The organism is Alteromonas mediterranea DE (assembly GCF_000020585.3).
In the GTDB taxonomy this organism is placed as follows: Bacteria; Pseudomonadota; Gammaproteobacteria; order Enterobacterales; family Alteromonadaceae; genus Alteromonas; species Alteromonas mediterranea.
The window spans coordinates 1,681,308-1,695,175 of record NC_011138.3; the positions used below are offsets into that span (position 1 = coordinate 1,681,308).

A 13,868-nucleotide genomic window follows, 5' to 3' on the forward strand; every position below is an offset into this window, starting at 1 on the left:
CAACAGCCTACGCTAGTTGGCTAGCAAGCGCTCAAGGATACCGAAATACATATCCGCAAGCTGTTCTAAGTCGGCCATTTTTACGCACTCGTCAATTTTGTGAATAGTGGCATTTACTGGCCCTAGCTCTATGACCTGTGCACCCGTTGGTGCAATGAACCGACCGTCTGATGTACCGCCTGCGGTAGATAGCACAGTCGGCGTACCTTTAACGGCCTCTATCGCACCTTGTGTGGCGTCTAACAGCGCACCGGTGTCGGTTAAAAATGGCTGGCCGTTAAACGTCCACTTAATGTCATAATCTAATTCATGGGCATCAAGAATAGTGGTTACCCGCTCAATCAATATCTGATCGGTTACCTCTGTTGAAAAACGGAAGTTAAAGCAAACGTGCAGTTCGCCTGGGATCACGTTACCCGCGCCAGTACCCGCATGAATATTTGAGATCTGAAAGCTCGTGGGCGGGAAGAAATCGTTACCGTTATCCCAATGGGATTTGGCCAGCTCATCTAAGGCGGCCATAGCGCTATGAACGGGGTTCTTCGCCAAATGCGGGTAAGCAACGTGACCCTGCACACCTTTAACCACCAGGTCACCGGTTAACGAGCCTCGACGGCCATTTTTCACGATGTCGCCCACTTCATCGGTAGACGAGGGCTCGCCAACAATACACCAATCAATTTTTTCATTGCGTGCTTCAAGGGTATCAATAACGCGGGTTGTGCCATTAATAAAGGGGCCTTCCTCGTCACTGGTAATAAGATAAGCAATGCTACCTTTGTGCTGCGGATACTGATTAACGAATTCACGAGTGGCAACAAGCATAGCAGCAAGACTGCCTTTCATATCTGCTGCCCCACGACCATGTAAGTAACCGTTCACTTCAGTGGCAGTAAATGGCGGGGTTTTCCACGCGTCTTCTGGGCCACTTGGCACTACATCGGTGTGCCCTGCAAAACAAAACACCGGGCCCTCTTTGCCTCGGCGAGACCACAAGTTAGTGGTATCTTCAAACACCATGGTTTCATTGTCGAAGCCAAGTGCCCCTAAAAATTCACACATGGCTTCTTGGCAGCCGGCATCTTCAGGCGTAACGGAGCGGCGGTTAATTAATTGCTTTGCAATGTCAATAACAGAGTCGTTTAACAAAATATTTCCTCATACTGTGCCGGTTTGAAACCAATGTGGAAGGTATTGTTGTGAAAAAGGATAGGGCGCTTAACCATGGCTGGGTGAAGTTCAAGCAAAGCAAGGGCTTTATCTTTATTCAATGTTGCCTTTTCTTGTTCTTCTAACTGGCGAAACGTCGTTCCGCGCTTGTTTAGCATGGTTTCCCAACCTAGCTCAGCTTCTGCACGTGAAAGAAAGTTGTTATCTATGCCGTCTTTACGATAGTCGTGAAATGAAAACGGAATATCGTTCTCGGTTAACCATTTTTTCGCTTTTTTAATGGTGTCACAGTTTGGGATCCCGTAAAGGATTGTGCTCATGTGAATGCTTCCGTATTACTTGTTGTATCTAAAAGGTGAGACCGCGCTTCGCGATCTACGCAATGACGCAACCCCATCGCGCTTTAATCATGCTTTAGAAGCAATGCGCCACTAGGGTTAGTTAAACTTTGTCGTACATCATACAAGCTGTTGATACGATGATAAACTGACTTGCGATGTGTTTTTAAAGGTAAAGGGTTAAAAGCGGGTCGGTAGCCGCGTCTACGAACTTCTGACGGGTAGGCACTATGCCAATGAGGGCATTAGCATTAAGCAAAGTGAGCGCACAAACATTGCTGACACCCTGCTGCTTAAGCCAGGCCGAATTTACAGTAAACAGTGTTTGACTGACGTTAAAAGTGTCGCCGCGCTTAAGGGCGCACTTAAACTGTGCGCCATGAAGGTGACATGTGTCACCACCGTATTTTATTCGGCACTTTAACCCCACTTTTGACTGTATATCAATAGCATAGTCCAGTGGCGAAACATTGAGTACTTTACCAACAAAAGGCGCAACTATGGTGTTGGAGGTAGAAGTTACCGCAGCACCTGGCCCCATGTAACCGTTTTTAAAAAACGGGTCGTCCGTTTGGGCAAGTGGAACGACTTGCCCGGAAAACGGGGTCAGTGTTTCAAACTGTTTCGAGAATGTATCGGGGGCATATTGTAATTGTTTGGCGTTCACGGGGTTAGTTGTCCACATTCACCGAATAACCCGCTTTTTTCAAAGCGTTGATTGCGTCTTTCAATTTGTTGTCTTTTACTAAGAAAAAGTCAGTATCGAATGTGGACACAACGAAGATAGCAACCTTCACAGAGGCAAGTACATCACCAATTTGTGCCATAATTCCAACCATTGACAGATGTAACGGCCCCAATAGTTCAAGGGCTCGCCAACCTTCATCACTATCAAGGGAATCTACCTTGATTGAGTCAGGAACGACAATAGACAATTCATCTTCTGTTTTACCTAGGAAAAAAAGCGGGCTGTTTAGAACTGAGGCCGGGATATCGCTTTGCGGATCTAAGCTGTGAATAGTGAATAAAGATTCTCTGACTAAAAGTGTTTGTTTGGGCATGAGAAACCGAAAAAAAGAATACGTCGAAGATATTCACATTAAACCATTAACTGTGAGCAAGTGCCACGTGTTATCCACTTAATCTGTGGATAAGTTTGTTGAGTAGTTTGGGGTCTTATTCTAAGTGTTTGATAATAAGTAATAAAATAAACTGTACAAACAATGGTCAGTGGATAACATTATCAAAAATGCAAGCATTTTCCACAGGCTGTGTCTACCATTAAAATAAAAAATGTTTGGTCTTTTTGCAATTTCTTCCCTTGACAACGGTCTCTTTTATAGGGAATTGATGCCAAAAAAAATAGCAAACAACCTGCGATCATTTTAGAAAAATGAGCTAAGTTTTATTAGTGCCTAAGCATAATTATGACGCAAGTTTTGAAGTAACAGCCACTGCAAGCTATTTTTAAAACGGGCAACGTCAACATCACTAGCGCAATAATAAACGCCTAAAAAAGCGAGTTGCGCCTATAAGTATAACGACAAGAGGATAAGACGATGTCAGATGCGTCATGGTGTGATATTACAACAGAAAATGCCGACGAGCTTGTGAGCTTCTACGAGGCTGTTATGGGCTGGAAGAAGGAAGCAATCGACATGGGCGGATACAGTGACTTCGTCATGATGAAAAGCGACGGTACGCCAGTAGGCGGCATTTGTCATAAGCGCGGGGTGAATGAAAATTACCCAAGCGGGTGGATTAACTACTTTACTGTTGAAAGCTTAGATAATGCCCTACGTGCGGTTGTTGATAAAGGGGGCAAACAGGTGGGTGAAGTCCGGCACCATGGAAACGACAGCTTCTGCGTAATCATTGATCCAAGCGGAGCGGCGTGTGCACTATATGAAAAAGGGCAGGGTTGAAACCAAAGCTTAGTCATTGCATTTACTAGGGCTTTTTTGAAGTAAAGGCAGTGCATCTTTGCGATGTACTGCCTTTATTTTTATCTTAGGTTTAACGAGAAAACGGCCTTAATGCTGCTAAGCTTAGCTAGGCTAGCATTTTGCTTCTCTCGTTAATGCATCTCTCGTAAATGCATCTCTCGTAAATGCATCGTGACGACAAATTCACCATTTGCTTAAGAGCTATTTGTTTAAAACTCCGCGATTTACTTGGTCGCGTTCAATAGACTCAAACAGTGCTTTGAAGTTACCTTCGCCGAAGCCATCATCTTGCTTACGTTGAATAAATTCAAAGAAAACAGGGCCGAAAACCGTTTCAGAGAAAATTTGAAGCAGCAATCGAGGCTCGCCATTTTCCGTTGTGCCGTCTAATAAAATGCCGCGCTTTTGTAATTCATCTACATTTTCGCCATGCCCTGGAAGGCGGTCTTCAAGCATTTCATAATACGTATTTGGTGGCGGTGTCATAAACTTCATGCCTTTTGCCTTAAGCTTATCTAAACACGCAATTAAATCATCACAAGCAAACGCGATGTGCTGAATGCCTTCACCGTTATACTTCATTAAAAACTCTTCAATTTGGCCACCACCGCCCACGGCTTCTTCGTTTAGCGGAATACGGATTTTGCCATCAGGTGCGGTCATTGCTTTTGAAAGCAGCCCAGTATATTCACCTTTAATATCGAAATAGCGAATTTCTCTGAAGTTAAATAGCTTTTCATAGAAGCCAGCCCAGAAATCCATGCGCCCTCGATACACATTGTGGGTAAGGTGATCCAGGGTATGGAAGCCACAGCCTTCGGGGTGGCGGTCAACGCCTTCAATCCAGTTGAAGTCAATATCGTATATGGTGTTTTCACCTTGATACCTGTCGATAAGGTAAAGCATGGCACCACCAATACCTTTAATGGCAGGCAGTTTAAGTTCCATTGGCCCTGTGTAGGTGTCCATTGGCTGTGCACCACGGGCCAGCACTTCTTTGTAGGCATGCTGTGAATCTTTTACGCGAAAAGCCATCCCGCATGCTGATGGGCCGTGCTCTTCTGCGTAGTATGCGGCATGGCAGTTCTTTTCATAATTGCTCAATAAGTTGATATCGCCTTGACGCCACAACTCTACGTCTTTCGATTTGTGGCGAGCAACAAGGGTAAAGCCCATCGCTTCAAAGATAGGCTCTAACATGCCCTTTTCAGGCGCTGTGAATTCTAAAAACTCAAACCCATCTAACCCAATTGGGTTTTCAAATAAATCAGCCATAGCAATACATCCTCAACGTAAATCATATTTTATAATTGTTAGCTGATTGTAAGGTTGTAGTGAAAATGCAAGCAATAGAGGTAGGCGCAACACATTTTTAGGATGGAAAGAACAGCTGTAACGTTTTGTTTTCAGCGGTACGTCAAACATACGGTTAGGGGAGGCGTATTTTTCCTAACCGTATGATTTTAGTAGTCAATAATAGATTTGCGTATTGTGCAAGGTGTTCACAAATCCGTACAGGTATCGTGGAGTACTACTTTTCACCATCGTAGTGTTTTGTAGGCCCTTCCAGCAAGAAAGATAATCATTCTGCGAAGTCGCTATGCATAGCAAACGCCGTGGCGCAATGGGATAACGAGATTCAAACATGAACGCTAGGGTGTTTTCATAGCGCTGGGGAGTAAGTTCGGCATTCGATGCCTTATCGAACACTTCAGCTTCAGGGCCATGGGGCGTCATACAATTATGCAAGCTCATCCCGCCCGGCACAAAACCATGCTCTTTTGCATCGTACATGCCCTCTATTAGCCCCATAAACTCACTCATCACATTTCTATGATAATAGGGTGGACGGAAGGTGTTCTCGGCTACCATCCACCTCGGTGGGAAGATAACAAAGTCAACGTTAGCTGTGCCTTCAAGATCGGATGGGGAAGTCAGCACAGTAAAAATCGAGGGGTCGGGGTGATCAAAGCTTACTGTGTTTATTACGTTAAAGCGCGATAGGTTGTATTTGTAAGGTGCAGAGTTACCTACCCAAGCCACTACGTCAAACGGAGAATGATCAAGGGGGGCCTCAAATAGGTTGCCGCAAAACTTGTTTACCATGGTGTGTGGCGTGTCATTATCCTCGAACCACGCCGTGGGATAGCAAAAGTCCCGCTGATTAGCGTAGCCGTTAGCACCAACAGGGCCGCGTTCTGGTAAAACAAACGGATGCCCGTAATTTTCACAAATGTAACCCCGTATGGGGCCGCCTAATGGTTTGACAGCAAAGCGTACACCGCGAGGGATCACCACTATTTCACCTACCGAGACATGAAGCTTTCCAAACTCAGTGGTAATCAGCATGTCACCTAATTGGGGGACGATAAGCATCTCACCGTCAGATGAATAGAACACACGATTTTGCATATCCATATTGGCGCTGTAACAGTGTATTCCCATACCCGTTTGTGTTTTAGCGTCGCCGTTAGTGGCGATAGTGACAAGCGAATCAATAAAGTCACACTCGCTGTCAGGCAATGGAATTGGGTCCCATCTCATCACATTGGGTGGGCAGGGGATATCCGTTTCAGGTGCCGTGCGCACAAGGCCATTATCTATTTTTTTAAAGTCGCCCATGGCAATAGAAGGGCGTAGTCGGTACGTCCAGCTTCGACGGTTGTCTGCCCGTGGTGCAGTAAAAGCGGTACTGCTAAATTGCTCAGCATAAAGCTTATAATTAACTTTCTGTGGGCTAAATTGCCCTTTAGGAAGAGCGCCGGGCAGGGCTTCAGTTTCGTGCTCGTTATTAAAGCCAGTTAAATAAGATAAATTATCCATACAGGTTTCCGTTATTGGCGCTACTTTAGCTGCGCTTAGCAATAGATTTAGTTACAAATGAAACTATATGCTTTAGGCTAGAGGTAAAATAATTGTAAATCAATGGTGGATGGTTTGTGGTGCATTTGATGCGCAGGCGCTTTTGGTAAGCTAGGTTTACAGTCGTGCTAATTGATAAGCCAATGTTGATTGAAGCCAAGCCTTTAAAGGAGTTAGGTATATTGGGCCAAGCTATTACGCTTTTTGTAAGGTTTACGTCAACTCGCCTTTTTAAGTCATCATTGATAAACAAAAAAGAGAAAGTGAAAGAGAAAGGGAAACACTGTGCAATTAAATGACATGCTTGCCTATAAGGTGGCAATGCTGGCTAGCGACTTAAGTGACTCTCTTGCAAGGGAATATGCCACTTACCAGCTTACAATGCCCGAGTGGCGAATTGTAGCAACACTTGGCACGTGCCAAGAAGACGCACAGCAGCCTTATATGACCGCAAAAGCCATCGCCGCAGCAACCCGCCTAGACAAGGTGCAAGTTTCTCGCGCGTTAGACCGCTTAGTGAACAAGGGCGCTGTGTTAAAATGTATGTGTGAGGAAGATAAAAGGGCAAGCCTTATTGCATTATCAAGTGAAGGTGTGGCGATGTATGAGCAAATCACACCGCGGGTGGTCGCGTGGCAAAATAGGCAATTAAAGAATATCACTGATGATGAGTATCGCGTATTTCTAAAAGTGATAGATGCACTCAGCCCTTAGTTTTCCCCGCTTACGCGTTTAAAGGTGTGGTCTGAGCAGAAGGCGCGTAAAGCCCAAGAAGGTTACTTTTACCTAGTTAACTGTTAAATTTCTCCGAATTAGTCAAATTAAGGGGTTTTATGCATAAATGCTGGCCCTTTAAAATAGCAAGGAATGTAAGTGGCACCGTTAGACGTATACGCAGGTAAAAAAGCCCGTGAAACTATAATGAAAAATGGGTTTAACCCAGACCTGTTCAGTTATTTTTTAGGCGCATCGGGCGGCCCTAAATGGTTTACTTTAGCAGGGCTTGATCGGGTACTTTTTCCCGAGTGGTTCGCGAATGTAAATCATCAAATACATGTCATTGGTTCCTCCGCGGGTGCTTTTCGCGCAATTTGTGCGGTGCAAAACGACCCCTTTGCCGCAATAAACCGGCTAGCATCATCGTACTCAACCACAACTTATAGCAGTAACAAACCTACCCCAAGGGAAATTACCGCGAAAGCTGAAGACCTGTTGAAGGAAATGGTCAATGACACCGGCAAACAAGAAGTCTTGTCTAATTCCCGTTTTAAGGCGCACCTTATTGTAGCCAAATGTTTAGGCGCAACCCGCTTTGAAAGTAAATTTAGGCAGCTTTCTGGCCTTGCTATGAGCGCGGCGGCCAATACAGTAAATCGAAAAAACCTTTCTCGGTTATACACCCGCTATATTTTTTCTTCGCCAAATACGAATTTTGAAATTAACGACCCCTATCAGCTCCCAACGCAATATCACGATTTAACCCAAGGCAATATTCACAGTGCGCTATTAGCGTCTGGCTCTATTCCTATTGTTATAGAAGGTGTGCAGAACATAGAAGGGGCGCCAGCTGGCATGTATCGCGACGGTGGAATTATTGACTACCACTTCGATTTATCCTTTGGCCCTGACAAGGGGTTAGTGTTATACCCTCACTTTTACGATAAACCCATTCCTGGTTGGTTTGATAAAGGGCTAAAAAACAGAGTACCGCATCGCTCAAGCTACGATAATGTGGTGATGTTAGTGCCCTCGGCGTCATTTGTGGCGAACCTGCCTTACAGTAAAATACCAGACCGTAAAGACTTTGAAGTGCTTGATGCCAAAACCCGCATTCAATACTGGCAAACGGTGTTAAAAGAAACTGATAGGTTAGGGGAGTATTTTATGCGTGCGGTGAACGACGGTACACTAGTCGACGCCATTAAGCCGCTACCCTTTAATATGGTGTAAGTAAGCGTCTTTAAAAGACAAAAAGCAATCGAATTGCTGCGAAATTAGTCACTTGAACGGGCTTTTGTTAAGTTTTTCTTGCAGGCAGCGCCGGTGCTGAGTATTATACGCGCCGTTGTCTGGCATTCGCCCACCTATCTGGTGCAACACAGTTTTTATGCGTCTATAGCTCAGTTGGTTAGAGCGCTACCTTGACATGGTAGAGGTCCCCTGTTCGAATCAGGGTAGACGCACCATCTATTTATTCTCCTAGTAAAACATTTTCATCCTGCTTTAAGAAAATATAACGTTATTTTCTCAGTACCCTAATTTCATAAACTCAAAGCCTAGTAGTTTTTCCACAAAACACCTGATATTCATATCCTTAAACTGGCTGTCGAGCGGCCAACACAGCATGTGGATAGCAGTGATGCTGTTCAGTAAACATAAAGCCGTGAGTAAATTTGGTGTCTAAAGCGGTTACGACAGTCACCTGATATACGGCTCCCAATCCTATACGTCACTTTTTGCCGCACAGTTGTTTCATGCTTACAAAACGTCAGTTTTCCAGAGTAAGCGCATGCAAAACATTCGAACCGAACAAATTAATATTCACGTTATTGGCGTGGGAGGCTGTGGCGGTAATGCAGTAAGCAACATGGCCAGTCTTTGCTCACATGAAAATATTAGGTTTAGCTCTGTTAACACCGATATCGCCGCTTTGCATAGATGCACAAATCATGAAGTGGTATTGATAGGGGAGGCGACAACAAAGGGTTATGGAGCGGGGGCCGACCCGTGTGTAGCAAGCGATGCAGCCATTCAGAGTAAAGATGCCTTAAAGGCGTTAATAGAAGACGCCGACCTTATCATCATTATCGCAGGGCTAGGAGGCGGAACGGGAAGCGGTGCATCACCAATTCTTATTGATTTAGCTAAAGAGAGCGACATCGATGTGATGTGTTTTGTTACTCTACCTTTCAAAACAGAGGGGGGAAAGCGAAGCGACATTGCAAGGAACGCACTAGAGACAATACGAAGCAAAGCGAACGCAACATTAGTGATGTCTAACGATTCATTGCTTTCTGCACTAGATGAAACCGTAGGCCTTCTCTCTGCATTTCGTCACTGTGATACGCAAATGCACAGAATTGTTGAAGCCATTATCGTAATGCTAACCAATACTGGCTATATTAATGTTGATATCAATGATTTTAGCCACATTCTTTCTTTAGAGGGAGACACTGCGCTAGGTGTGGGTATAGCTGAAGATGACAGTTCATTAAGCAAAGCATTAAAGCATGCTCTAGAAAACCCATTAGTTGATAAGCAGAATATTATCGGGGCGCAAGGTGTTATTGCGCAGCTTACGTGCAGAGAAGAGCCCAGCTTAGCAATGTATGAAGAAATGCTAGCGACACTCCAATCTTTAGTCGATGGCCCTCAAACTCTTATTATTACAGGCGTAACCTTATCGCCAGAATTACCGCACTTTGGTGAAGTCTTGGTTATCGCTACAGGTGTGCCTTCGACGATTCAAAACTTCGAACAAGAGAAAAATGTGATACCCATGAAGCAAGCATCTGTGCCGGGCTCATCAAAAAAAGATGCGGCATACTTGGATATACCTGCCTTTGTTAGGCTGCAGGGCAGAGAGTTACCTTAGTCAGTAAACATCTGATTATTTTGCACGGCTTTTTCCTGATAAGCGAAGTACAGCCTTTCAGAAAGCTCAACAAAATACTGCCTCAGCTTTTGAGGGGCGATGACCTCTATGTTGTCGCCTAAACCTCTTAAGAAAGCGCGTAATTTATTAGTATCTTTCACCGTGGCGGTAAGCAGAGATTTATCTGCCTGAATAGATTGCGTAATTACCTGGTCGTTACTTAGCCTATAACCGTGAAGTAAAAATAAAGAGTTGTTTTTAACCAATAACTTAAGCTCTATATCTTCTTTGTTGTTAGCCGACAGGGTCTGGACACTTTCTAATTCACCAAATTCCTGCTGGCAGTCTTCATCGGTTACGGTAACGTTTCTAATAAATTGTAGCGGCAATGCATAGCGCCTTTTGTGCAGTGAACCAAAGGTACATACAAAGAGTTGCCGACCATCCTGTTTCACCAGCCCCATAGGGTTAACTCTGTCGTAATGTTTCCATACCATTTCATTACCGCCACTAAAAATACGCTTAATATCGGCAGAGATTTGCTTCTTGAAAAAGATCGCACTTTTTAATCGTTCAAACGAAGCTGCGTCTATTTCTGGTGGTATAAGCGGCTGGGAAACTTGTGAATCGGCCACCGACCTTAGCCAGTTTGTAAGCAAGGAATCACTGTCTTGCTGTAAGACCTGACTTGCTTTTGTAAAGTAAGGCTGCATTTCTTTGAGTGTAGAGTTTGGAAGCGTAGCACCGGATTGTTCAAGCACCTTAAAAGCCAGAGCGGTATTGCCGTCCATTAAGCTTAAGTTGAGCTTCTTAAAGTTGGCGTTAATAAACCAGCCGTAGGGTTTCGAACGCTTATCAACGTCTAAGCCAAATAGTCCAATGTTTTCTAGGCTGACTAAGTCCCGCTGTACCGTGCGCATGTCGATGTTGTGGTGGCCGCAGTTTTGTAAGTTCTCAAAAATTTGGCGGCTAGAAACCTTTCTAGGCGCGGAAGGCACAAATTGAAGAATGTCGAGCTTGCGTTGAAATGCACTCATAGTGGCGAACTGGCTTCTGCGATTATGACTTCACCATAGCATAGAGATAGCTTGCGACAAAAAGTGTCGCATGTTGAAATGTTTTTCGACTTATTAGCGAGGCTATCGAGCGAAGTATACTCTTAAAAGCCCTGCGGCTGCGAACACCTAGTCAAAGGTGCTATAAAGACAGACCTCAAACGGTAATATGAATAGACCATGTCCTACTAGACAGGGCTTCCTTTGTATATTTTGTCACAATTATTTTGTGGTTTGCCTCTAGTTTGCGCTAAGCATAAATTTTATAGGCTACACTTAAATGGTGGTGGTCATTTTTTTACATTGACGCTATCCAACAATTAGCACTCGCGGGAGTAAGATGAGCTTAACAAAATACCAAGAGCCCCCGTTATTTGAACAGCATGGAGCAGCCGAACGGCGGTTCCTTCAGCTTATTAGTGCGCTGCCAAAAGTATCGGTGCAAGGTTACGATAAGCACCGCAACGTTATCTACTGGAACAAATCAAGTGAAGACATGTATGGCTATAGCAAGGACGAAGCCTTAGGTCAAAAGCTTGAGGACCTCATTATTCCTAACTTCATGAGAGATGAGGTTGTTAAATTTCATCAGCGTTGGATTGAGTTTGACGAAGCCATTCCCTCTAATGAATTAGTGCTGAAAAAAAAGGACGGGCAACCCATTCATGTTTTTTCGTCTCATGTAATGTTAAAACAAGGTTCGGACTCGCCAGAGATGTACTGTGTTGATATTGACTTAAGTGAACAGCACGAGATACGTCTAGAGCTCGAGCGTATGGCGTCTACTGACTTACTGACCGATTTACCCAATAGACGCGTGCTTGAACAGACGTTAATCTCTATTATCGAAGACGTGACGCATTCCAACTCAGGCTTTGCGCTGTTCTTTATCGACCTTGATATGTTCAAAGAAATTAACGATACATTAGGGCATACATGGGGCGATGAATTGCTAAAAGCAGTAGCGAAACGTTTGGTTAGCTGTATTGATAGCGCAAATGGCATGCTAGCTCGATTTGGTGGCGATGAATTTGTTTATGTTGCGAATAACATAACCGACGAAATTCAGTGTGAAGAAATCGCAAAAAAGCTTACCGACTGTTTCAAAAAGAGCTTTGAGCTTAGTACTGAAAGCGTACACATAACATCGAGTATCGGTATTAGCATATTTCCAAGGGATGGGGATGGCATTGACGACCTTTTAAAGCACGCTGATGCGGCTATGTATCAAGCGAAGGCTGAAGGGCGTAATAGGTACCACTTTTTTACCAAGACGTTAAGTCAGAGGTTGCGGCAGCAGCGAAGTATTGCTGCTCGTCTACGTGAATCGTTGAAAAAGGACGAATTTGAGCTTTTATTCCAGCCCCAAATAGATGTCAAAACCGGCAAGTTTACATCCTGTGAAGCCTTACTTAGGTGGCGCCCTTTGGATGAAGAAAGCGCTGTACCGCCAAATATCTTCATACCTATTGCTGAGCGCAGCGAACTGATAGCAGACATAGGGCGTTGGGTATTAGAAAAAACCTGCCAGCAGTCGAAAAAATGGAAACAAAAAGGTATAGGAGTTCGCATCGATATAAATGTTTCAGGCAAAGAGTTGGAAAAAAGTTCCTTCTTTGAGCGTTTAACTGCCTGTCGGTCGCATTATGGGTTATCGCCTGAAGATATTGGTTTAGAGCTTACTGAAAACGTTCTGATCAAATCGGATAATGCAATTTTGGAAAATTTACGTGCTCAGCGAGACTTAGGTGTTGAAATATCGATAGACGATTTTGGTACTGGCTACTCTTCACTGAGTTATTTGAAGCAGTTCCCCGTGAGTCATTTAAAAATCGATCGCTCGTTCTTAAAAGGCGCGCCTGAAAACGCCTACGACAGCGCCCTGATGGAGGCCATTGTAAACGTGGGTCACAAACTCGATTTGAAGATAGTGGTGGAAGGGGTAGAGACACAAAGCCAATCTGACTACTGTAAATCGTTGAATGTCGAATTTGTTCAAGGCTTTTTGTATTCAAGACCCATTAGCGCCGAGGCCATTGAAGCTCTGCTTGAAAAGCAATAAGCCTGATATAAAAAGAGGCGCTTTTGCGCCTCTTTTTTGTTTGCCCAGCGAAGCTGGCAAACCCGTCAGGTTGAAAGAAACCTGAATCACCCTGACTGAGGGGAAGATAATCCGAATGGCAAGGGCGTTGTTGGCCAACGACAGGGTCCGAAGGAAGCCATAGGAAGTTAGAGGTACACAATGAAAGTGAACCTGATTCGGCAAGGCAGGTGGGTAAGCGTGCAAAATAGCGCGAAGCCCGATACTCAGTCAGACCTGTTTTGTGTTTGAGGGTGGAATTTCTAACAGGGAGCCAGTGCAGTAACTGGGGAAGCCTGGCATTGGATCCAATCAAATGGTTGGACGTATCGTTCAAGGAGTGATCCAAGAATGTTGCGAGTGTGAGGTGGCAGATGAACCCGTAGTAGTGAGTAAGGCTAGGCCGATGAAAGCCAGTAATGGTGTGGAGGGTAAAACCAAGCCGACTATCAGCATTGTGTTTGATAGGATCCATTTTAGCCAAAAGCTTAAATGGATTGCGAAGGGGGGAAGCAGACTTTAAGACTCTGATGAGTTGTGAGTTTTTTTATCATTGATACACAAGCCGCCTGATCAGCGGGACAAGTCGAATCGGTGCGCTAGGAATAGTGATGTCTGGTGAGACAGGCCGTATATGGGAAGTAATTGTAGTCAAATTTGGTAGATTGCCTCAGTGCTAGAACGCCAAACCCTGCAATGAAAGTTACCACAATGTTAGAAAATGAACGATGTCCATAGGGCGCACGATACTAGATTGCAAATTAGCATTGTGTCACTTAGCAAGTGATATGAAGTATGCAGGAGCCGTATACGAGGCCCGTA

13 protein-coding genes and 1 tRNA gene are annotated in these 13,868 nt (G+C 44.4%); 7 read left to right on the forward strand and 7 right to left on the reverse strand.

The genetic code is table 11. The features are described from left to right. Window positions 1–12: 12 nt before the first annotated feature. The 4 genes from dapE to MADE_RS07610 all read right to left on the reverse strand — a co-directional run bounded on the left by dapE (window position 13) and on the right by MADE_RS07610 (window position 2,569). Entirely contained in the window at window positions 13–1,149 is a 1,137-nt protein-coding gene (gene dapE / locus MADE_RS07595; RefSeq protein WP_012518032.1) for a succinyl-diaminopimelate desuccinylase, read from the reverse strand. Then, on the reverse strand, window positions 1,143–1,490 hold the full coding sequence (locus tag MADE_RS07600; protein ID WP_012518033.1) for an ArsC family reductase: 348 nt from the start codon (window positions 1,488–1,490) through the stop codon (window positions 1,143–1,145). Before MADE_RS07600 ends, dapE begins: the two co-directional genes overlap by 7 nt. 184 nt (window positions 1,491–1,674) lie before the next feature. Further along, the gene (locus MADE_RS07605; protein WP_041912858.1) at window positions 1,675–2,175 is read right to left on the reverse strand and encodes a PTS sugar transporter subunit IIA; all 501 of its coding nucleotides are present in this window, start codon (window positions 2,173–2,175) and stop codon (window positions 1,675–1,677) included. Window positions 2,176–2,179: 4 nt separating this feature from the next. After that, entirely contained in the window at window positions 2,180–2,569 is a 390-nt protein-coding gene (locus MADE_RS07610) for an ACT domain-containing protein (protein ID WP_015066838.1), read from the reverse strand. Window positions 2,570–3,067: 498 nt separating this feature from the next. Here MADE_RS07610 and MADE_RS07615 point away from each other — a divergent pair, with 498 nt between their 5' ends. Then, on the forward strand, window positions 3,068–3,433 hold the full coding sequence (locus tag MADE_RS07615) for a VOC family protein (RefSeq protein ID WP_012518037.1): 366 nt from the start codon (window positions 3,068–3,070) through the stop codon (window positions 3,431–3,433). Between the two features lie 222 nt (window positions 3,434–3,655). Here MADE_RS07615 and hppD read toward each other — a convergent pair whose 3' ends face one another. Together hppD and hmgA are read right to left on the reverse strand one after the other, a co-directional pair. Then, window positions 3,656–4,729, reverse strand: coding sequence for a 4-hydroxyphenylpyruvate dioxygenase (gene hppD, locus MADE_RS07620; RefSeq protein ID WP_012518036.1), 1,074 nt, complete (start codon window positions 4,727–4,729; stop codon window positions 3,656–3,658). 195 nt (window positions 4,730–4,924) lie between these two features. Next, window positions 4,925–6,277, reverse strand: a complete 1,353-nt coding sequence (hmgA, locus tag MADE_RS07625) for a homogentisate 1,2-dioxygenase (RefSeq protein WP_148291024.1) — start codon at window positions 6,275–6,277, stop codon at window positions 4,925–4,927. 324 nt (window positions 6,278–6,601) lie between these two features. Here hmgA and MADE_RS07630 point away from each other — a divergent pair, with 324 nt between their 5' ends. From MADE_RS07630 to MADE_RS07645, 4 genes are all read left to right on the forward strand, one after another. Further along, on the forward strand, window positions 6,602–7,030 hold the full coding sequence (locus MADE_RS07630) for a MarR family winged helix-turn-helix transcriptional regulator (protein ID WP_012518040.1): 429 nt from the start codon (window positions 6,602–6,604) through the stop codon (window positions 7,028–7,030). 159 nt (window positions 7,031–7,189) lie between these two features. After that, a complete protein-coding gene (locus tag MADE_RS07635) occupies window positions 7,190–8,266 on the forward strand; it encodes a patatin-like phospholipase family protein (protein WP_012518041.1) in 1,077 nt (358 codons plus the stop codon). Window positions 8,267–8,425: 159 nt separating this feature from the next. After that, window positions 8,426–8,502: transfer RNA gene (locus MADE_RS07640), tRNA-Val, on the forward strand. A gap of 323 nt (window positions 8,503–8,825) precedes the next feature. Further along, window positions 8,826–9,911 carry a cell division protein FtsZ gene (locus tag MADE_RS07645; RefSeq protein ID WP_012518042.1) on the forward strand — a complete coding sequence of 362 codons (1,086 nt, stop codon included), beginning with the start codon at window positions 8,826–8,828 and terminating at the stop codon, window positions 9,909–9,911. On the opposite strand, the gene MADE_RS07650 is transcribed toward MADE_RS07645, so the two are convergent. Continuing rightward, a complete protein-coding gene (locus MADE_RS07650; protein ID WP_012518043.1) occupies window positions 9,908–10,948 on the reverse strand; it encodes a helix-turn-helix transcriptional regulator in 1,041 nt (346 codons plus the stop codon). The genes MADE_RS07645 and MADE_RS07650 overlap by 4 nt on opposite strands. A 358-nt stretch (window positions 10,949–11,306) precedes the next feature. Here MADE_RS07650 and MADE_RS07655 point away from each other — a divergent pair, with 358 nt between their 5' ends. Together MADE_RS07655 and MADE_RS07660 are read left to right on the forward strand one after the other, a co-directional pair. Further along, window positions 11,307–13,028 (forward strand): sensor domain-containing protein, encoded by a 1,722-nt coding sequence (locus MADE_RS07655; RefSeq protein WP_012518044.1) that lies wholly within the window; start codon window positions 11,307–11,309, stop codon window positions 13,026–13,028. A 334-nt stretch (window positions 13,029–13,362) separates the two neighbouring features. Beyond that, window positions 13,363–13,569 (forward strand): hypothetical protein, encoded by a 207-nt coding sequence (locus tag MADE_RS07660; RefSeq protein ID WP_012517740.1) that lies wholly within the window; start codon window positions 13,363–13,365, stop codon window positions 13,567–13,569. Window positions 13,570–13,868 lie beyond the last annotated feature (299 nt).